The organism is Streptomyces monashensis, from assembly GCF_001866665.1.
Taxonomy (GTDB): domain Bacteria; phylum Actinomycetota; class Actinomycetes; order Streptomycetales; family Streptomycetaceae; genus Streptomyces; species Streptomyces monashensis.
On the sequence record NZ_MLYO01000034.1, the window covers coordinates 89,643 to 107,989 of the forward strand.

Annotated in this window: 18 protein-coding genes and 2 pseudogenes; 10 read left to right on the plus strand and 10 right to left on the minus strand. The window is 71.6% G+C overall.

Annotated elements, in window-relative coordinates:
- Positions 1 to 9: 9 nt before the first annotated feature.
- Positions 10 to 615 (minus strand): acyl-CoA-like ligand-binding transcription factor, encoded by a 606-nt coding sequence (locus tag BIV23_RS20870; protein WP_071382423.1) that lies wholly within the window; start codon positions 613 to 615, stop codon positions 10 to 12.
- 293 nt (positions 616 to 908) lie between these two features.
- On the opposite strand from BIV23_RS20870, the gene BIV23_RS20875 reads away from it, so the two are divergent.
- The 4 genes and pseudogenes from BIV23_RS20875 to BIV23_RS20885 all read left to right on the plus strand — a co-directional run bounded on the left by BIV23_RS20875 (position 909) and on the right by BIV23_RS20885 (position 3,213).
- Positions 909 to 1,700 carry a VOC family protein gene (locus BIV23_RS20875; protein ID WP_071382424.1) on the plus strand — a complete coding sequence of 264 codons (792 nt, stop codon included), beginning with the start codon at positions 909 to 911 and terminating at the stop codon, positions 1,698 to 1,700.
- A 111-nt stretch (positions 1,701 to 1,811) separates the two neighbouring features.
- Positions 1,812 to 2,296: pseudogene (locus BIV23_RS53960) on the plus strand (cbb3-type cytochrome c oxidase subunit I); the annotation flags it as partial.
- 25 nt (positions 2,297 to 2,321) lie between these two features.
- Entirely contained in the window at positions 2,322 to 2,561 is a 240-nt protein-coding gene (locus BIV23_RS50415; protein ID WP_071382425.1) for a hypothetical protein, read from the plus strand.
- A 61-nt stretch (positions 2,562 to 2,622) separates the two neighbouring features.
- On the plus strand, positions 2,623 to 3,213 hold the full coding sequence (locus BIV23_RS20885; RefSeq protein WP_071382486.1) for a YdeI/OmpD-associated family protein: 591 nt from the start codon (positions 2,623 to 2,625) through the stop codon (positions 3,211 to 3,213).
- Positions 3,214 to 3,248: 35 nt separating this feature from the next.
- On the opposite strand, the gene BIV23_RS20890 is transcribed toward BIV23_RS20885, so the two are convergent.
- Together BIV23_RS20890 and BIV23_RS20895 are read right to left on the minus strand one after the other, a co-directional pair.
- Complete coding sequence (locus tag BIV23_RS20890; protein WP_071382426.1) at positions 3,249 to 4,415, minus strand: FAD-dependent oxidoreductase; 1,167 nt, start codon at positions 4,413 to 4,415, stop codon at positions 3,249 to 3,251.
- Position 4,416: 1 nt separating this feature from the next.
- Positions 4,417 to 4,887: a hypothetical protein gene (locus BIV23_RS20895; protein WP_071382427.1), complete on the minus strand. Its 471-nt coding sequence runs from the start codon at positions 4,885 to 4,887 to the stop codon at positions 4,417 to 4,419.
- Between the two features lie 73 nt (positions 4,888 to 4,960).
- Here BIV23_RS20895 and BIV23_RS20900 point away from each other — a divergent pair, with 73 nt between their 5' ends.
- The 3 genes from BIV23_RS20900 to grpE all read left to right on the plus strand — a co-directional run bounded on the left by BIV23_RS20900 (position 4,961) and on the right by grpE (position 8,515).
- A complete protein-coding gene (locus tag BIV23_RS20900) occupies positions 4,961 to 5,554 on the plus strand; it encodes a PadR family transcriptional regulator (protein WP_071382428.1) in 594 nt (197 codons plus the stop codon).
- A 447-nt stretch (positions 5,555 to 6,001) separates the two neighbouring features.
- On the plus strand, positions 6,002 to 7,852 hold the full coding sequence (gene ggt / locus BIV23_RS20905) for a gamma-glutamyltransferase (protein ID WP_079173270.1): 1,851 nt from the start codon (positions 6,002 to 6,004) through the stop codon (positions 7,850 to 7,852).
- Between the two features lie 96 nt (positions 7,853 to 7,948).
- Positions 7,949 to 8,515, plus strand: a complete 567-nt coding sequence (gene grpE / locus BIV23_RS20910; protein ID WP_071382429.1) for a nucleotide exchange factor GrpE — start codon at positions 7,949 to 7,951, stop codon at positions 8,513 to 8,515.
- 661 nt (positions 8,516 to 9,176) lie between these two features.
- Here the strand turns inward: grpE and BIV23_RS20915 are convergent.
- Positions 9,177 to 9,989, minus strand: coding sequence for a PIG-L deacetylase family protein (locus BIV23_RS20915; RefSeq protein WP_071382430.1), 813 nt, complete (start codon positions 9,987 to 9,989; stop codon positions 9,177 to 9,179).
- Positions 9,990 to 10,097: 108 nt separating this feature from the next.
- A complete protein-coding gene (locus BIV23_RS20920; RefSeq protein ID WP_245790589.1) occupies positions 10,098 to 11,015 on the minus strand; it encodes a DUF998 domain-containing protein in 918 nt (305 codons plus the stop codon).
- A 453-nt stretch (positions 11,016 to 11,468) separates the two neighbouring features.
- Between BIV23_RS20920 and BIV23_RS20925 the strand changes: the two genes are divergently transcribed.
- On the plus strand, positions 11,469 to 11,990 hold the full coding sequence (locus tag BIV23_RS20925) for a GNAT family N-acetyltransferase (protein WP_071382432.1): 522 nt from the start codon (positions 11,469 to 11,471) through the stop codon (positions 11,988 to 11,990).
- A gap of 99 nt (positions 11,991 to 12,089) precedes the next feature.
- On the opposite strand, the gene BIV23_RS20930 is transcribed toward BIV23_RS20925, so the two are convergent.
- Positions 12,090 to 12,527 carry a TIGR03618 family F420-dependent PPOX class oxidoreductase gene (locus BIV23_RS20930; RefSeq protein WP_071382433.1) on the minus strand — a complete coding sequence of 146 codons (438 nt, stop codon included), beginning with the start codon at positions 12,525 to 12,527 and terminating at the stop codon, positions 12,090 to 12,092.
- 272 nt (positions 12,528 to 12,799) lie between these two features.
- On the opposite strand from BIV23_RS20930, the gene BIV23_RS20935 reads away from it, so the two are divergent.
- Positions 12,800 to 13,114 carry a hypothetical protein gene (locus BIV23_RS20935; RefSeq protein WP_245790590.1) on the plus strand — a complete coding sequence of 105 codons (315 nt, stop codon included), beginning with the start codon at positions 12,800 to 12,802 and terminating at the stop codon, positions 13,112 to 13,114.
- Positions 13,115 to 13,127: 13 nt separating this feature from the next.
- Here BIV23_RS20935 and BIV23_RS20940 read toward each other — a convergent pair whose 3' ends face one another.
- The 4 genes and pseudogenes from BIV23_RS20940 to BIV23_RS53585 form a co-directional block, all read right to left on the minus strand.
- A complete protein-coding gene (locus BIV23_RS20940) occupies positions 13,128 to 13,373 on the minus strand; it encodes a Smr/MutS family protein (protein WP_071382435.1) in 246 nt (81 codons plus the stop codon).
- 144 nt (positions 13,374 to 13,517) lie between these two features.
- The gene (locus BIV23_RS50420) at positions 13,518 to 13,664 is read right to left on the minus strand and encodes a hypothetical protein (protein WP_177239977.1); all 147 of its coding nucleotides are present in this window, start codon (positions 13,662 to 13,664) and stop codon (positions 13,518 to 13,520) included.
- 317 nt (positions 13,665 to 13,981) lie between these two features.
- On the minus strand, positions 13,982 to 14,467 hold the full coding sequence (locus BIV23_RS20945; RefSeq protein WP_281250165.1) for a protein kinase domain-containing protein: 486 nt from the start codon (positions 14,465 to 14,467) through the stop codon (positions 13,982 to 13,984).
- A gap of 154 nt (positions 14,468 to 14,621) precedes the next feature.
- Positions 14,622 to 14,909, minus strand: a pseudogene (locus BIV23_RS53585) (hypothetical protein); the annotation flags it as partial.
- 226 nt (positions 14,910 to 15,135) lie between these two features.
- On the opposite strand from BIV23_RS53585, the gene BIV23_RS20950 reads away from it, so the two are divergent.
- Positions 15,136 to 18,267, plus strand: coding sequence for an alpha-L-rhamnosidase (locus BIV23_RS20950; protein WP_079173272.1), 3,132 nt, complete (start codon positions 15,136 to 15,138; stop codon positions 18,265 to 18,267).
- Positions 18,268 to 18,347 lie beyond the last annotated feature (80 nt).

An 18,347-nucleotide genomic window follows, 5' to 3' on the forward strand; every position in this document is an offset into this window, starting at 1 on the left:
GGTGGCTCTTCAGGGGGCGGGCAGGCCCGCCGTGAGCTGTGCGAGGGCGTCCGCGAGCAGCGGCCCGAGGGGTACCGGCGGATCGCTGCGGAGATGGTGGGCCATGGCGGTGTTCGTCGCGGCCATGACCGCGGACGCGACGAGGTGCGGGTACAGATCCCGCTCCGGGGCGGTGCCGGTGCGGTCGCCGACGGCCGCCGCGATCTCGGCTTCGGCGACCGCCCCGGCGCGCAGCATCTCGCCTCGCAGCGCCGGTTCCGCGAGCATCATGCGCACGCCCGTCACCCACTGCGCGGTGTCGGCGACCGGGTGCGCGGTGGCAGCCGCGTCGGGCGCGAACTGTGTCAGCACCGCCCGGGTGATCGCGTCCCAGAGCGGTTCCTCCGGGTCTTCGCGCAGTACGTCCGCCACGCGCAGGCACCGGTCGAGGTGGCGCGCGACGATCGCCTCGCCCTTGCCGGAGAAGTAGTTGTTGAACGTGCGAGGCGAGACTCCGGCGGCCTCCGCGATGTCCTCGACCCTGACGTTGTCGAGCCCACGCTCGACGGTCAGTCGCAGCGCCGCCCAACTGAGCGCGGCGCGCGTCTCGGCCTTCTTCCGCTCTCGCAACCCCATGGAACGACGATAGCCAAATCTGCGCGCTACGCAAAGATGCGGATTCCGCAAGATTGAGTCCGAAGAGTGCCCGCGCCGCTCGGCGGACCGGCGCGTCAACGCCCCGCACGCATCGATGCCGCGAACGGGCGACGTAACCCTGCCATCGGACGGGAAGTCATTTCGCGCGACTGTTCCACGGCCGTCCCTCAGCAGCGGACCTCCGGTCGCGGGCGGTGTGTCAGGCGGCTGGTCGCGGTCCGACGTACGGGTGTCCGACCAGGCACCCCGGCAGAAAGAGTGGGAAGTGGCGCATGCCCGAAGTCACGATTGCCTACGCGAGCGGGGCCCCGTGCTGGGTCGATCTGATGACGAAGGACCAGTTGGCCGCGCTGGACTTCTACCGCGACCTGTTCGGGTGGCAGGGGCAGGCCGGGCTGGCCGAGTCCGGCGGATACGCGGTCTGCGAGCTGGGCGGCAAGGCCGTGGCCGGCATCGCCCCGGCCCCTCCCCCGGCCTCGGTCGCTGAGGGGACATCGGCTCGGCCCGCCATGTGGATCAGCTACTTGGCCGCCGCCGACGCCGAAGCCACCCGGGACGCGATCACCGCCGCCGGCGGCACCCCGCTCATCCCGGTGATGGACGGCGGTGCGCTCGGACGCATGCTGCTCGCCCGTGACCCGCAGGGCGCGGTGTTCGGGGTCTGGCAGCCCGGCGAGTTCTCGGGCGCACAGGTGGTCGACGAGCCCGGCGCGCTCGTCTGGAACGAACTGCACACCGACGACGTCCACGGCGCCACGCGCTTCTACCAGGAGGTGTTCGGCATCGGCATCGAACGGACGCCGGGGGCCACGTCGCGCTGGGACCTCCAGGCCGGTGGGCGGACCGTCGGCAGCGTCACACTGCTCGACAACGACCCGCCGGGTACTCCGGCACATTGGCTGACCTGCTTCGCCGTCGACGACGTCGACTCCACCGTGGACTCCCTGGTCAAGCGTGACGGCACCGTCTGCACGGCACCGTTCGACACGGCCACGGGCCGGATGAGCGTGGTCCGCGACCCACAGGGCGCCCTGCTCGCCCTGCTCAAGCCGCTGGCGCCGTAGGACGACGGATCCGCGTCGAAGCCCCAGGCGATGGCCGACCGGGTGCTCCAGCCCCATGACGGAGGCGAAGAAGCGCGCTGCCACGTCGTTGTCGACAGCGGGAACGACGGTGTGGTCCGGCGTGAGGGGCATGCTCCGCCTCTCAGCTGCCGGTCGGCCGGGACAGGGAGCCGCGCAGGAAGCCCCGGGAAGGCCGGCGCGGCCCGCTCGCGCGACGGGCACGACAACTCCCGCTCGGGCTCGAAGAGTTCGGCCGGTCCCTGCCGCACCGGCAGGGACCGGCCACACGATCATCCGGGCCCCGCGCGCGTGCACCGGGTGCCGGTGCACCCGTGGCCGGGAAGGCGGCCGGACCGACGGCACGACGGACGGCGCGCTGCGGGCAGACCGGAGTGGGCGGAGTGGCCGACGACCACTGACCACAAGAAGATCGGGACGATGTATCGGGTCACGGCCCTCGTGTTGTTCGTCGTGGGCGGCGTGACGGCCCAGCTCGTGCGCGCCGAACTCGCCCGCCCGGGCTCCAGATCATGTCGAACGAGCAGTTCGACCAGGTGTTCACCATGCACGGCTCGATCATGCTGCTGATGTCCGCCATTCAACGGCTGGAGCAGCGGCGACGTGATCGCCGTCCTGCTGCTTCTGGCCGAGGCGTGGTGGATCCCCTGCCCCGCGGCCGTCGCAGGTGTGCTGTTCACGGCCTGCCTGCGGATCGGTGCGGCGGTGACACGGCGGACCGAGTCACGCGAAGCCGCCCGTCAGTGGGGCGAGTTGGGCCGCGCCCACCCCTCGCCCCACCCGACCGTTCCCGGTACGTCGTGGCCGTCCGCCTCGGCACCGGGCCGGTGGCCGTCGCCGTGACCGCGATCCTCAAGGTGCCGGGTGGTTGACCCGGTCCCGGTCGTGGCCTTTCATGGCGGTCATGTCTGAGGGATCACGCGGAGCGGCGGATCCGGTCCTCTCCTTCGCCACGCAGGAGGAGTGGGAGCGGTGGCTGGAGGAGCACCACGCGGAGGTGCCGGGCATCTGGTTCAGGATTCCCAGGAGCGGCTCGGGAGTCGAGGGCGTCGACTATGCGACGGCGCTGGAGTCGGCGCTCTGCTTCGGGTGGATCGACGGACAGAAGAGGAAGCTGGACGAGCGGCACTGGCTGCAGCGCTTCACCCCGCGGCGCCCGGGCAGCAGGTGGTCGCAGATCAACCGCGCCAAGGCGACCGCTCTGATCGAGCTGGGCCGGATGCGCCCCGCCGGGCTGCGTGAGGTGGAGCGGGCCAGGGCGGACGGCCGGTGGGAGGCGGCGTACCCGGGTCAGAGCAGGGCGACGGTGCCCGACGACCTCCGGGCCGCCCTGGACGCGGTGCCGGCAGCCCGCGACTTCTTCGCCACCCTGGACAGCCGCAACCGGTACTCCATCCTGCACCGGGTCGAAGCCGCCAAGAAGCCGCAGACCAGGGCCGCCCGCATCGAGAAGTTCGTGGCCATGCTGGCCGAGGAGAAGAAGATCTACCCCTGAGCCCGCCGACGGCACCGCGCTCGCCGGTCGTGTCCTCACGCGGCGACGGGGTCGTCCCAGCGGATCCGGTGGTCGTACTGCCAGGCCGACTTCTCGGGTGTGGCGAGGCGGGCGAACAGCGGCAGGAGTGCGTCCCGCACCACCCGGCCCACGGGACCGGCCGCCTTTCCACTGTTGGTACGGGCGGCCTGGGCGATGACGCGTTCGACCCGGGCACGGCGACAGCCCTCGTAGGCGGCGAAGGCCTCGGGGTGGGGCAGGTCCCGCAGCGCACGCGCGAGTTCGACGGCGCTCTCCGCGGCGAGGGAGACGCCCTGCCCGGAGCTGGGAGAGGTGGCGTGGGCGGAGTCGCCCACGAGCACCATGCGGCCGCGATGCCACTGCGGGACGTGCGGGACGTCCTCCATCGGACCGGTGGTGATCAGTTCCTCGGGCCGGGTGCGCCGCAGCAAGTCCAGGGCGGGGACGCTGTCCTGGGCGAAGGCCTCGCCCAGTCGGCGCAGCCACTCCTCGTTCGAGGTCTGCCCGACCTCCTTCCACGTCAGGTAGGGGTGGGGCAGGTTGGCGAACCAGACGCCGGTGCCGTCGTCGAAGGTCTGGTAGCCGAAGAAGGCCCGTCGGCCGAAGGCCATGTACATGCGGTCGCCGGTGAGCAGCAGTCCTGCGCCGTCGACGCGGGCGCCGAAGCCGAGGAGTCCCGAGTAGCGCGGCCGGGGAGCCGCCGGGTCGATCAGCCGGCGCACGGTGGAGCGCAGGCCGTCCGCGCCGATCAGGACGTCCGCCTCCTCGCTGGTGGTGCCATCGGCGAAGACGGCCCGGATACCGGTGCCGCTCTCGCGGACGTCGACCAGTCGGTGTCCGTGGTGGACCTGGACGTCGTGCTCCCGGGCGAGGTCGTAGAGCCGCCGGTACAGGTCGGAGCGCCAGCTGAACTGCATGGGCTGACGGATCTCGGCGATCACCCGGCCCTTGTGGTTCTGGAGCACGATGGCGTTCATCGGAGCGCCGATCCGGTCGAGTCCGACGAGCCCGAGGGCGGCCCGGCCGTTGGGGGCGACGCCCAGGCCGCCGCCAATGCCGTCGGCGGTGCCGGTGTGGGACTCGTGCACGGTGGCCTCGATCCCGGCCCGGCGCAGCGCGAGGGCTGCGACCGGACCGGCGATGCCGCCACCCACGACGATCGCGGTGCGGGTGCGGGACATGTCAGTGGGTCCTCTCGCGGGTGGGGTCGTCGACGGTGGGCAAGTCGCCGTCGCGGTGGGCCCGGCGCAGGTCGTTCACGTAGGCCCGGGAGCACATGGCGGTGAGCTGGGCGGTGCCGCCGCGGCGGATGCGGATCTCGCCGTCGCCGACCGCTCCGGTCAGCAGCAGCCGGGCCGGACCGGTGCCGGGTTCCGCGTCCTTCACCCGGCCGCGGCCCGAGAAGGCGACGCCCCACCCGTCCACGGCGACGGCGTCGGGCAGCAGCAGGGTGAGGGCGGCGGAGGTGAGGTCGAGCCGCGCGGTGACCGGCTCGTCCCAGCTGATCCGCGGGGAGCGGAGGTCCAGGACGACGGTGGCGCGGCGGGCGCGTACGTCGAACTCGGTGGCCTCGGTCCAGTGTCCGAGGTGCTTCACGGTGGCGTGGTCCGCGTGGATGCGCTCGGCGGACTCGAGCGGGGTCGCTGTCGTCATGCATCGATAGTTGCAGTGAAACTAGTGGCACGTCAACTAGTTCATCTGAGATCGGTTCGGGTAGGCTCCAGGCATGCGCAGCTCCCCTCTCGGCCTCACCGTCCTCTCGCTCCTGCACATGCGGCCGCTGCACCCGTACGGCATCCAGCGGCTGATCAAGCAGTGGGGGAAGGACCAGGTCGTCAACGTCAGCCAGCGGGCGAGCCTGTACCGGACCATCGACCGGCTGCTCGACGCGGGGCTGATCGCCGTGCGCGAGACCAGCCGGGATCAGCAGTACCCGGAGCGCACGGTCTACGAGGTGACCGACCCGGGCCGCACGGCGACGCGCGAGTGGCTGCGGGAGATGCTGGCCGCATCACGGACGGAGTACCCGGAGTTCCCCGCCGCGCTCTCCTTCGCCATGATGCTGCTGCCGCGGGAGGTCGAGGCCGATCTGTCCGCGCGCGCCGGCCAAGTACGGGCGCAGCTGGCCGAGTTGGAATCCGCGGCCGAGGGTGCGCGCGAACTGTCGCTGCCGCGGGTCACGATGCTGGAGGACGAGTACCGCCGGGCCGTCCTGACCGCGGAGCTCGACTGGCTCGACGCGGTCACGGCCGACCTCCGCTCGGGCGCACTGACCTGGGACTTCGAAGCGCTGGCGGCACTGGCCCAGGCCTCGACCTGAGCCGTTCGACCCGACCGCGGCCTCGATGCGTCGCCGCGCCGGGGTCGTACCGACGTCGCGGCGGTCCAGCCGTTCCGGCGCGAGCCTGACTGCCGAGCACCACGTGATCCATGCCGCGTTCGGCGCTCGCCCCGAAGGGGATGCGGGCCGGGTGGCGGTCGACGGTCATATCCCGGGGCCGAAGCCCTCGGCACCGGCCGCGCCCGACCGGCGAAGCCCGTCACCTCCGGCACCTGCGCCACGACCGCGCCGAAGCGGAGCCCGCCGGCCCCTTTCCACCCATTCCTCCCTTCCTTTCGCCGCACCTCCTTACCCCGGGAAACCTCAGATCTTCCACAAACCTTGATCAACACGGTTGCCCGGCCCACAGCTGTTTGCCAGGGTTTCGCGCACCCCCCACCTCCCCGTCATCGACCCCCTCCCAGGAGGGGCGAATCCGGAGGACCTGTGACGACCCGTCGTACCGTGGTGACCGCCGCATCAGCCGCCCTGTTCACTCTCCCCCTGCTCCCCCACACCGCCGCCGCCTCGTCCTCCACCGCGCGGCGAGAGCCGTCGCCCGGCCTCGGGGCACCCGCGAAGCAGGCCGTCGCCGTCGGCAGCGGAGGTGCCGTCTCCAGCGTCAACGCGTATGCCACGCAGGTCGGTATCGACGTGCTGCGGCGTGGCGGCAACGCCGTCGACGCGGCAGTCGCCACTGCCGCCGCACTCGGTGTCGTCGAGCCGTACTCGGCAGGTGTCGGAGGGGGCGGCTACTTCGTCTACCACAACGCCCGCACCGGCGCGGTCCACACCATCGACGGCCGGGAGACCGGCCCGGCCCGGATGCGGCCCGACTCGTTCGTGGATCCCACCACCGGCAAGGCGATCCCGTTCGACGAGGCCGTCAACTCCGGCCTGTCCGTGGGCATTCCGGGCACCCCGGCGACCTGGCAGCGGGCCCTCGACGCCTGGGGCACCCTCTCCTTGGCTCAGGCCCTGCGCCCGGCGACCCGGATCGCGGACGACGGCTTCGTGGTCAGCGACCAGTTCCGGGCCCAGACCGAGATGAACGAGGACCGCTTCCGCGACTTCACCCCGACCGCCCAGCTGTTCCTGCCGAACGGCCAACTGCCCGTCGTCGGCACCCTGTTCCGCAACCCGGACCTGGCCCGCACCTACCGGGAGCTGGCCCGGGCCGGAGTGGCCGCGATGTACCTCGGCGACATCGGGCGCGACGTGGTGCGCACCGTCCAGAACCCGCCGGTGGCCCCGGGATCCACGCGTACCGTGCGCCCCGGGCTGATGGAGCGCGCGGACCTCGCCGCCTACCGGGCGATCCTTCGGGAGCCGACCCACACGACCTACCACGGCCTGGACGTCTACTCCATGGCACCGTCCTCCTCCGGCGGCACCACGGTCGGCGAGGCACTGAACATCCTGGAGAACCTCCATCTCTCGCCGGCCGACACGGTGCAGGCGCTGCACGACTATCTGGAGGCCAGCCGGATCTCGTTCGCGGACCGCAACCGCTGGGTGGGCGACCCGGCGTTCTTCGACGTCCCGGCCAAGGAACTGCTGTCGAAGGAGTACGCCAAGGACCGCGCCTGTCTCATCCGCCCCTCCACGTCGCTGACCAGCCCCGTCGCCCCGGGCGACCCGCGCAACCCGACGGGCTGCACCGCACCGGGCAGGGGCAGCCTGGAGCCGTACGAGGGGCCGTCGACCACCCACCTGGTGACCTCCGACCGCTGGGGCAACGTCGTCTCCTACACGCTGACGATCGAGCAGACCGGCGGTTCGGCCATCACCGTTCCCGGCCGCGGCTTCCTGCTCAACAACGAGCTGACCGACTTCGACTTCACGCCCATCCAGGCGGGTGTGCCGGACCCGAACCTGCCGGGTCCGGGCAAGCGGCCGCGCAGCAGCATGTCGCCGACGATCGTGATGCGCGACGGCAGGCCCGTGATCGCCGTGGGCTCGCCCGGCGGCGCGACCATCATCACCACCGTCCTCCAGACCCTCGTCAACCGCCTCGACCTCGGCATGAGCCTGCCGGAAGCGGTCGCCGCACCGCGCATCTCGCAGCGCAACCGCACCACGACCGAGGCCGAACCCGCCTTCCTCGACTCCCCTGAACGACGTTCTCTCGAAGCCCTCGGTGAACACTTCGTGCTCGCCCCTCCGGCCTTCACCCCGTCACCCGAGATCGGCGCGGTCGCCGCGCTGGAGTTCGGAGCCCGTGGAAAGGTCACGGCGGTGGCCGAGCCGAAGCGGCGCGGCGGCGGCTCGGCCATGGTGGTCCACCCGACGTCCTGACGCCTCACCCCGGGATCGAGAGCTCGCTGGCCTTGACATGAAAAGGCCAGCGTTCTATCCAGGCTGTGAGGAACGTGATCCGGAGGTGAGCCGACGATGGAGCGGGGCCGGTTGCCGGACCCGGATCCCGCCCGGCTGCACGGCCTGCTGGAGGAGCGCACGGCCGACCTGCAACGGGTGAAGGCCGAGTACGACAACTACCGCAAGCGGGTGCACCGGGACCGGCTGGCCATGGGCGAGGCCGCCGTCGCCAACGTCCTGCGCACGCTGCTGCCCGTCCTGGACGCCGTCGACCGCGCCTGCGCGCACGAGACCATGACACCGGGACTCCGGGAGATAGCCGACACCCTGCGAACACAGCTGGGATCCCTGGGAGTCGAGGCGTTCGGCGAGGAGGGTGACCCCTTCGACCCGGCGTGCCACGACGCCCTCACCCATCACGTCCGCGCGGACACGGACCGACCGATCTGCACGAAGATCCTGCGCGCCGGGTACCGCCACGGCACCCGCCTGCTCCGTCCGGCCACCGTCGAGGTCACCGGGCCGCGGCCGCCCACGGGAAACCCGCTCGGGCCCGATCGAGGGGAGCTTCGGTCCGGCACGACGGCGGACGGCGACCGCCCGAGCCTCACGTGTGCAGGGCGTGATCACCGACACCGATGACCGCCCCGGGAAGTGCGGTGCGCTCCCGCCCGGCGGACACGGGCGGTGCGGGAGGCCGTTCGACGGGCACGGGGAGCGGCTGGCGCCAGGGTGTGGAGGCACCGAGCTTCGGCGAGGCCCCGCGCGGCCATCGCCCTCACCAGGGCGCGGCGTGAGGCTCTGCCCCGAGTGCGGCCGGCCTCCCCCTCGCACGTCGCTGTATCGCCGCAGCTCACCATGGGTGCCGCAGCCCCGCAGACGTGTGGGACGCACAAGTCTTGTCCACGCGCCGAGCGGCCCGTCGTCACTGTCGTCGGGCCGTGATCCACGGTGAACCACGGCGGCGTCCGCCGATGAGATGACCGTCACCGGCGACGCGCGCGTGCCCTCGTGGACGCCCAGCGCGTCCTGGCCATGATGCGCGCCGCCGACCCCTCGGCGCCGCAGCGGCACTGCGCGGGCGGGCCGAACGTCCCGACTGCGGCGCGACGTCGGCCGCGTCCGGGAACCGGTACTCGTGGTCGTCGGTGTGGACGACGTCCCCACACCCCTCGCGAACGCCGAGGCCATCCACCGGCTCGTCGCCCACGCGACCGGGCCGTCATCGACGACGCGGGACATCTGCCCGGCGCCGGACAGCCCGACCGCTTCGACGCCGTCGGCGCAAGCGCCGTGCGAGCCCTCACCGTCGGGGCGGGCACTGTGCGACGGACTGGAAGATGTCGCCGACGGCCTTGCCCTCGGTCCTCGCCCCGGCCTCGACGAACCATTCCCGGCCGAGCAGCCGGCCGAAGACCGGGAACGGCAGCCGGACCAGCATTCTCATCACGGGAGCGAGACGCCCCGTCCCCGACACCTCGGTGCGGTGTGCGGCGAGTGCCGCCTGCTTCTGCGCCGCGAACCGTCGGACGTCCATCGTGTGGGTGATGGCCGCGCGCGGGCTGAAGGCGTTCCGCAGCGCGTCCGCGTCGTACCGGAACGGGATCCGCAGCAGGCGGACCAGTCCGACCAGACGGTCCACCCCCTCGCGCGGCAGCGTCGCCTCCAGTACCCGGCTCACCCCGGCCAACTCGGCCGCGCGCTTGCCGACCTCGTGCACCCTGACATGGTCGCGATGACCGTATCCGCCGTTGGCGTCGTAGCTGAGGAGCAGTTCCACGTCCTCCTCGCGCAGGACGGCGGCCAGGCGCTCAGCGGCATCTTCCGGGTCCGCCCGCACAAAACGTGTGCGGTCCGGCGGATCCGGATGGAGCACGGCGCCGTGTCCGCTGTCCGCGTAGCCCAGGTGCACCACACGTGCCACGCCCAGCACGGACGCGCTCGCCCGCAGTTCGCCGAGGCGCGGTGCCTCACCCTCCGGTGCGGCGCCCATGAGACCGTCCGTGGCGACCACGACGACCACGCGGTGCCCCTCGGCCGCGGCCCACGCGAGCGTGCCGCCCGTCAGGAGCACCTCGTCATCCGGGTGCGCGTGAAAAGCAAGTACTGTCGCCATGGCACCCCATCCTGGACCACCGCGCTCATCGGCGGAGCGACCATGGCACAGGAACGCCGTCCGTGGCTCGCGGGCGCGGCTGTCCCGCTCCCGCCGAGCCGTGGGCAGCTACTGCCCGTCCCGGATACGGCCGCGCCGGCCGCCGGAGTCCGAGGAGGGCCAGGGTGGGCGGGACGTACGAGACGGGCGGTCGGGATTCGTGTAGCCGGGGACCGGGGCGTGCGGCGCACCGGGAAGCGGCGGGGCGAGAGGTCCGGCGCCGGCGAGGGCGGCCCGCACACCCTCTCGGCCACCACGGCCGGGGCCCCGGCCGGGATCCCCCTCCCGGCGCCCCGGCGGCGAGCCCGCACGGCGGGCCTCGACGGCCAGGAGGACGAACCAGACGGCGACGCTCACGAGGTGGATGCGCTGGGCGATGCCCTGGCCGCCGGGGTGCCCCAGGTAAGGGCCGACGGTGGCGATCGCCGACGCCATCGACACCGGCATCAGATACGGCGCCCACCGGCCCGCGACCGGTCCCGGACGGCCGGGGACCGGACCGCCCGGAAGGCGGCCCGGAACAGGACTGCCCACGGCAGGGCGGCGCACCGCGAGGCCGAACAACGCCATGGACATGAACAGCGAGCATTCGACCAGACCGCTGGTGGTGGTGTGCTGGAAGTTGTCGGGCGGGCAGCCGTGCTCCACCGACGGCGCGCATCCCATCGGCAGCAGCACGTCCAGGACGGAGCAGCCGCCGAACACCCCGACGGCGCTCCAGCCCGCCAGCGCCAGGCCCCATGGCGCGGACCGCGCGGCCAGCGCGGAAGCGGCGATCAGTATGGCGGCGCAGGACAGTTCGACGGTGCCGAACAGCAGCCGGTGCGGCTGATCCGCCGCGAAGGTCTCGCTGACATAGGAGCTGGCCTGGGGCAGACCGGTGGTCACGAAGAACTGCAGCAACCAGTCGTTGTAGAGAACGGCGGCGACGCACAGCAACGCCGACGCGACCGTCGAAGCCGCGCCCCGCGCCGGACCCCTTGTCACATGAACCAATTCCGTCGGTCTCGCACCGGTGCCGTTACCGTCCGAAAGTCGTACGGTCATTACCGGCATTACGGTACGCGACGGTGCTGCGCGCACGTGGGATCGACGTGCGTGGTGAATTCCCGGCCCAGCGCTGGCCGTGGTCGCTGACACGACCCCGCCCGCCTTCGACAAGGCCGTGCGCCCGGTACGGCTGCTGTCCCCGGCCGCGACCGCCTTCGGACCGACGACGACCAGATCCAGCCGTACGGCCACGTCCGCCACGTCCGCCACGGCCACCAGGACCGACACCGGGCGCTCCGCCGCCTGGGTCGTGGTCCGCGCATCTGAAACCTCGTCCACATCAAGTAGCGGTCCTCGGGGCCGAGTTCGCTTCGCGCGCGGTCGGCCCGGCAGCCCCAGGTCCGTGGCTGTCGGGGCGGTCTCATGAGGAGGTCGGAGTAGGGTCGTGGCATGAGCGACCTCGCGGCACGGGCCATCAGTACCGCGCGAGTGGACCTGCTGCCGCTGCGCGTCGAGCACGCCGACGAGATGGCCGAGGTGCTGTCCGATCCGGCCCTGCACACCTTCATCGGCGGCACGCCTGACACCCCGCAGACCCTGCGCTCGCGCTACCGGCGCCTGACCGCGGGCTCCCCCGATCCGGCCGTCTCCTGGCTGAACTGGGTGATCCTGCTCCGCGACGAGTCCTGTCTCACGGGCACTGTGCAGGCGACGGTCCGCCCCTCCGAGCACGGCCTCACCGCGGAGATCTCCTGGGTGGTGGGCACACCGTGGCAGGGCCGGGGTATCGCCTCCGAAGCGGCCCGGGGACTCGTCGACCGGCTCGGCCGACTGCCGGTGCACACCGTCGTCGCACACGTCCACCCCGAGCACCGGGCCTCCGCGGCGGTGGCCAGGGCCGCCGGACTCGCCCCCACCTGCACCTGGCACGAAGGCGAGATCCGATGGCAGCGGGACATGCACAGGGCTTGACGGCGCCGAGGCCTCAGCGGGGGTTGCCGGCCGGTGTCCGCCGTCCAGCAGAGGCCGTCACGAGGTGAGTGAGCACCGGCCGGGTCTCGTCCGGGTGGCTCAGGAGGGGATGACTCCCGGCCGGAACGGCTCGACGCCGACGATGTGCCGTACCCGCTCGGGCTCGACCAGCACGTGCACCCGCTGCTCGCCTTCGATCAGCCACGGATATCCGTCCAGGCCCAGGTACTTGCGCGCCAGCCGGTCCATACCGCGCTCGGCCTCCTCCCCCTCGACGAAGCGCACCACGCGGCCCGATATCTGCACCCGGTCATAGGGGTTCTCGCCGTCGGCGTGGGAGAGATGGACCCGGGCGTCGTTGCGGAGGTTCTCCTCCTTGATCCGGCCGACCGAGGTGTTGAAGACGACCAGCCCGTCCTCCAGATCCACCCACATCGGCGTGACATGCGGCGCCCCGTCCGGTGTCACCGTGGCCACGTACCAGAAGTTCGGCGCCTCCAGCCGCTCGCGCACCTGCTCGTTCAGCTCCGCCGCCATGGCAGGACCCTCCTCCTCTTGATCACCTCTTGCGGGACCACTCTGTCACAGCTCCCGTTTGACGCCACGTCAGCTCTGTTCGGGTCTTCCTCGGCGGGGTGGGAGACATACGGGTGGCCACCGTAATTTCTCTCGCTACGCCGTTCGGGGTCCTGGCATGATGGGCGGCATGACGATCAACCGAAGGGTCCATGCCGCGTAGCCGGCCGGCACAGCTCCGGGCCGGCGACTCCGGCCGCCGGACGCCCCAGCCAACCCCTGTCATCGACGGCTTGTCCTCGCGTGCGCTCTCCGAGATCTCCGGTCTTGAGCGCACCCGCAACTATCTGCACCCAGGAGACGTCAGCAATGCCGTGCGCCTGTGGCAGGAATACGTCCACCGTCCCCAGCGCGAACTGTGGCGGGATCACGAAGGGGGGAACACGCACTGGGACTGCTGCGGCAGTCCTCTCGAAGCCCGCACTCTGCTCGACACCGTGATGCGGGCCCTGTCACCGCGAAGCGCTCGCGAACTGCGCCGGATCATCGGCCGGTTCGACGCCGTCCGGAACCGGTCGTCACCGCCGTACGACGCAGGCGGAGGGTAGCGATGCCCCCGGATCACCGGAAGTAGATGAGAATGCGTCCGGTGTTGCCCGCGTCGACCTCGCGCCGGATGTACAGCTTCCGGATGTGCTTCTGGTCCAGGAACGCCAGCACGCGGGTCCTGAGCCGTCCCGAACCCTTGCCGGGGATGATCTCCGCGACGGGTTCGCCCGCGTGGTTCGCCTTGAAGAGGAACTGACGCAGCGCCAGTTCGATGTCGCGGTTGTTCCGGAAGATCGGGTGGAGATCGAGCGACATCATGGGGAGCCTCCTGGCGCTGCGGGTGTTGCGCCGACCGCGGGACGGACCGCCCTCGCGGCCCCCAGGAAGCTTCCCATGAGCACGCCCGATCCGGCCTTCCCCGGCGCCCAGCAGCCACCCCCGGAGCGCTGCGGACGTCTGCGATCAGTGCCCGGAATCCCGCGTCGGGTCGAGCGTCTCCTGATCCGGCCCGGGTTTCGTCGTCGGCGGGAACAACAGGTCCTCGTACGCGTCCAGGGCGAACACGACGAGCATGGCCATCACCGGCACGAGCAAGGCCACCACGATCATGACGCCTCCCGGCACAACAGTGATCACGGGATGGGCAACGGATCCGCATCCAGCTTGCCCCAAACGGGCGAATCCGGCATATCGGACCGACAGCGGCGTGCGCCGTTCGGGTGACCCCGCCCTCAGGCTGTGCGCCCGCCGGGCTGGTCACCGGCAAGCCGCGTGCGACCCGCGATCACGGCGCACCAGGTGTTCGCAGACGTCGGTGCCGGGCCCACCGAGAAACCGTGCGGCCGGGAAAGATCGTTAAACATCGCTCACGGCGCGCCCTCCGTAACGTCCGGTGCCAGGTCCACGGGCGACGCACCGGAGCTCTGCTACCGACCAGCCCACCCCGGCTGCCGAGGACGGTGCGCCGTCGGCGCCGGGCGCTGACGGCCTGCGGCACGCCTGAGCAGGGTACGGGCCTCGGCCGCGTCCGGGCGCTTCCCGGGCTCGACCTCCAGGAGCGCGGTGAGCGGTCCGGTGAGCGGGCCCGCCTGTCCCGGGGTGTCCACATGACCTTCGAGGGCGCGGGCCAGGTAGCCCATGACCTGGTCGAACTCCCCGTACGGGGACCGGCCTTCGATCGCCGCGAACAGGCTGGCGCCGAGGGAGAACACATCGGCCTTCGCGTCCGGTGCCTTCCCCCTGGCCACCTCGGGCGCGAGACAGCGGGGCTTGCCGCGCACCGTGCCGGTCGTGGTGTGCGTACCGGTCCGGGTGACCTCGCTCCACAGGGCCCGCGCGATCCCGAAGTCCGTCAGCCGGGCCACCCCGGCCTCCGTGACCAGGTTGTTCTCCGGTGTCACATCGCCGTGCACCACGCCCTCCTCGTGGGACTTCGTCAGCGCCGCCGCGATCCGGCCGCCGATCGAGCCAGGCCTCCCGCGGGGTCAACGGGCCGCGTTCGGCCGCCAGTTGGGCCAGGCTGCGCGAGGGGACGTACTCCATGACGATCCAGCAGGCGTCGCCCTCGGCGACGTAGGCGAACACGGCCACCACGTTGGGGTGGTGCAGCCGCGCCGCGTACCGCGCCTCCTTCATCAGGCGCTGCGCCGCTCTGGCGTCGTCCGCGCGCGCACTTGACCGCCACGCGCCGCTCCAGGAGTTCGTCCCGGGCCTGCCAGACGACGCCCATCCCGCCCCGGCCGATGGGCTCATGCAGCACCGCCCCGCTCCCTGTCCCCACCGACACGCGTGGTTCCGCACGGTGACAGAGTGTACTGAGCGGCGATCAGCCCCTGGAGGCGTCGGCCCGACCATCACAGGATCCCCCAAGGAGCGTGGACGAACCGATGCCGTCCACCTGGGCGAAAGGCGGCACTCCGATTTTGAACGGTTTCAATCGCCACTACGTTGCAGGCCTTGCTGTTCGGTTCTTCCTCATCTTCCTCCCGCTACAACGCTAGACAGCGACCTCATCCGCCACTAGCTTCATCGGCCGATCGAGCTGAATCGATACAAAATTCGGCAGCCGAAGGGATACGGCATGAACGACGGAGTCGACGGCACGACGGGTGAGGGCATACGACGCAGGACCGTTCTGGCCACCGCGCTGGGCTCGGTGCCGGTGGTCCTGGCGGGCGGCGTCGGCGGAGCCGGTACGGCCCGCGCGGCCGAACCGGTCGCAGGAGGTACGCGGTTGGCAGGTCTCACGGTGGAGCACCGCGCGAACCCGCTCGGCGTGGACGCGGCCCGGCCGCGGTGCGGCTGGCGCATGGTCTCCTCGTCCCGGGGCCGGCGGCAGAGCGCCTACCGACTCCTCGTCGCGACCAGCGCAGAGCGACTGCGCGGCGGCCGGGCCGACGTGTGGGACAGCGGACGCACCGCCTCCGCGGACTCGGTCGCCGTGCGGTACGCGGGCGGGCAACTGCGGCCGTCCACCCGCTACTTCTGGACGGTCCAGGTCTGGGACGAGGACGGGCGGGCCGTCCCCGAGGCGCCGGTGGCCTTCTTCGAGACGGGTCTGCTGAGCACGGACGGGACAGCCGGCTGGGACGGCGCCCGCTGGATCACCATGGCGGGCAAGAAGCCGGACACCGCAGGCGCCCCGCTGCTGCGTCACGAGGCCGCGCTGCGGGGGCGGGTGCGCGCGGCCCGGCTGTACGTGTCGGCGCTCGGCGTGTACGAGGCGTACGTCAACGGCCGCCGCGTCGCCGTACCGCTCGACGGATCCCCCGACGGGTCCACGGAGGAACTGCTCACTCCGGGGTGGACGAACTACGACACCACCGTCAGCTACTTCACCTACGACGTCACCGAACTCCTCGGGGCCGGTCGGAAGGTCACGCTCGCGGCCGTCCTGGGCAACGGCTGGTACAACGGCCGGGTCTCCGAGGGCAGCGTCTACTACGCGCAGAACGGCAACCCGCTCGCCCTGAAGGCCAAACTGCTGCTGCGCTACGGCGACGGCTCGACGCAGAGTCTCGTCACCGCGCCGGGCACCGGCTGGAAGGCGACGGACACCGGCCCCTACCGCGCCGACGACATCTACGACGGCCAGACCTACGACGCCCGCGCGGAGTTGCCCGGCTGGACGGACAACGGCTACGACGACTCCGACCGGGCGGAGGTCACCGAGCACCCGTACGCCACACGCTTCCCGGACGCCAAGCTCGTCGCCTACCCCGGCGAGAGCGCCCGGCTGACCCCCGCGTGGGACCGCAGACCGCGCTCCGTCACGGTCTACACCGGGGTCACGGGACGGGACGGCAGCGCCAACGGCAGGGGCCGCATCGTCGTCGACGCCTCACGCACCGTCACCGATCCAGCCGAGGCCGCCACCGCGTCGGTGACCCTCGCCGAGGGCGACACGGCGGTCTTCGACCTGGGGCAGAACATGGTCGGCGTGCCCCGCTACACCCTGCGCGGCCCGGCGGGCGCCCAGGTCGACCTCCGCTTCGGCGAGATGCTCAACGACGCGAGCAAGGGCGCCGACGGCCCGGAAGGCTCCGTCTACCGCGCCAACCTCCGCAGCGCCAAGGCCACCAGCACCTACACCCTCAAGGGTGACCAGCAGGGCGAGAGCCACCAGGACTCGCTCACCTTCTACGGCTTCCGGTACGCCTCCGTCACCGTCACCGGCGGAACGGTCACCGTCACGAGCCTGACCGGCAGGGTCGCCACCTCGGCCCTGCGGCAGATCGGATCGGTCACCACCGACGACGCCACGGTCAACCAGCTGATCGGCAACGTCCATTGGGGGCAGCGCGGCAACTACCTGTGGATCCCCACCGACTGCCCGCAGCGCGACGAGCGCCTCGGCTGGACCGGCGACACCCAGCTGTTCTCCCACACCGGCCTCTACAACGTGGACGCTGTCGCGCTCCTCAGCCACTTCGAGGACATCCTCATCGACTCCCAGCGGACCTACGGCGCGGACCACGCCCAGTTCACCCATGTCGCGCCCGGCAACCGGTACAACTCGCCGGAACCGGCGAGCGGTTGGTCGGACTGCGGCGTCGTCGTCCCCTGGACGGTGTGGCAGATGTCCGGCGACACCACCGTCATCGACCGCAGCTGGGCGGCGATGTCGACGTACATGGACTGGATCCACGCGCGCACCGGGGACAGCTACTCCGGGCAGGGCGCGATCTACGGCGACTGGCTCGCCTTCCAGCAGACCAGCACCCAGTTCATGAGCGACGTCTACTACGGATACAGCGCACGGCTGATGGCGGACATGGCGGCCGCCACCGGCCGTACCGCCGAGGCCCGCGCCTACCAGGAGCTCTTCTCGCGCATCAAACGGGCCTTCATCACGAAGTACCTGAGCACCGAGGGCGGTGTCCTCACCGTGCGCTCCGGTCTCGGCGACGCCTCGCCCGTGACCCCGGGCGGCACCACCAGGACGGAGGACGACTCCCAGACGGCGCTGCTGTGGGTGCTCAAGCTCGGCTTCTACGACACCGAGGCCCAGCGCCGCCAACTGGTCACGCTGCTCGCCGAGAACATCGGCAACGACGCCGCCTACAAGGCCGCCCACCCCGGCAGTACGCGCGTGCAGTACGCCGAGAACACCCTCGCCGTCGGCTTCCTCGGCGTCAACGTCCTCGCCCCGGTCCTCACGGACCAGGGCCGAGCCGACCTCGCGTACGCGCTGCTCCACCAGAACGCCATGCCGTCCTGGCTCTACTCCGTCGACAACGGCGCGACCACCGTCTGGGAGCGCTGGAACTCCTACTCCAAGCAGGACGGCTTCGGCCCGGTCGCGATGAACTCCTTCAACCACTACTCCTACGGCGCGATCATGGAGTGGATGTACGCGAGCATGGCCGGCATCGCCAAGGACCCGGCCGCCCCCGGCTTCCGCCACTTCTTCCTGCGGCCGCACCTCGACCCGACCGGGCGGATCACCCACGTCTCCGGCTCGCACCTGTCCCCCTACGGGGAGATCGTCAGCGAGTGGCGGACCCACCACCGCACCCTCAGCCACCGGGTGACGGTCCCCGCCAACAGCACGGCGACCCTGTCCGTCCCCACCGTCGACCCGTCCGGCGTCCGTGAGGGCAGGACTCCCCTGTCCGGTGTCCGTGGCGTCCAGTACCTGGGATTCTCGGACGGCACCGCCTCGTACCGGCTGCCCTCCGGACACTACGAACTCACGGCACCGCTCGAATGATCCCTCCGGCGCGCCCGAAGACCGGCCTTGGCCCGTAGGGCCCGTCCGTCAGGGAAAAGTCGGCGGGACCCCAAGTGGTG

Excerpts from the sequence above, each read along its gene's own strand:
- BIV23_RS50420 (WP_177239977.1), bottom strand. The coding sequence starts at position 13,664 with ATGATCGTGGTGGCCTTGCTCGTGCCGGTGATGGCCATGCTCGTCGTG.
- BIV23_RS20925 (WP_071382432.1), top strand. The coding sequence starts at position 11,469 with ATGAGCGACCTCGCGGCACGGGCCATCAGTACCGCGCGAGTGGACCTG.
- BIV23_RS20875 (WP_071382424.1), top strand. The coding sequence starts at position 909 with ATGCCCGAAGTCACGATTGCCTACGCGAGCGGGGCCCCGTGCTGGGTC.
- BIV23_RS20930 (WP_071382433.1), bottom strand. The coding sequence starts at position 12,527 with ATGGCGGCGGAGCTGAACGAGCAGGTGCGCGAGCGGCTGGAGGCGCCG.
- BIV23_RS20885 (WP_071382486.1), top strand. The coding sequence starts at position 2,623 with ATGTCTGAGGGATCACGCGGAGCGGCGGATCCGGTCCTCTCCTTCGCC.
- BIV23_RS20895 (WP_071382427.1), bottom strand. The coding sequence starts at position 4,887 with ATGACGACAGCGACCCCGCTCGAGTCCGCCGAGCGCATCCACGCGGAC.
- BIV23_RS20890 (WP_071382426.1), bottom strand. The coding sequence starts at position 4,415 with ATGTCCCGCACCCGCACCGCGATCGTCGTGGGTGGCGGCATCGCCGGT.
- BIV23_RS20870 (WP_071382423.1), bottom strand. The coding sequence starts at position 615 with ATGGGGTTGCGAGAGCGGAAGAAGGCCGAGACGCGCGCCGCGCTCAGT.
- BIV23_RS20940 (WP_071382435.1), bottom strand. The coding sequence starts at position 13,373 with ATGATGTCGCTCGATCTCCACCCGATCTTCCGGAACAACCGCGACATC.
- grpE (WP_071382429.1), top strand. The coding sequence starts at position 7,949 with ATGGAGCGGGGCCGGTTGCCGGACCCGGATCCCGCCCGGCTGCACGGC.
- BIV23_RS20915 (WP_071382430.1), bottom strand. The coding sequence starts at position 9,989 with ATGGCGACAGTACTTGCTTTTCACGCGCACCCGGATGACGAGGTGCTC.
- BIV23_RS20900 (WP_071382428.1), top strand. The coding sequence starts at position 4,961 with ATGCGCAGCTCCCCTCTCGGCCTCACCGTCCTCTCGCTCCTGCACATG.
- BIV23_RS20950 (WP_079173272.1), top strand. The coding sequence starts at position 15,136 with ATGAACGACGGAGTCGACGGCACGACGGGTGAGGGCATACGACGCAGG.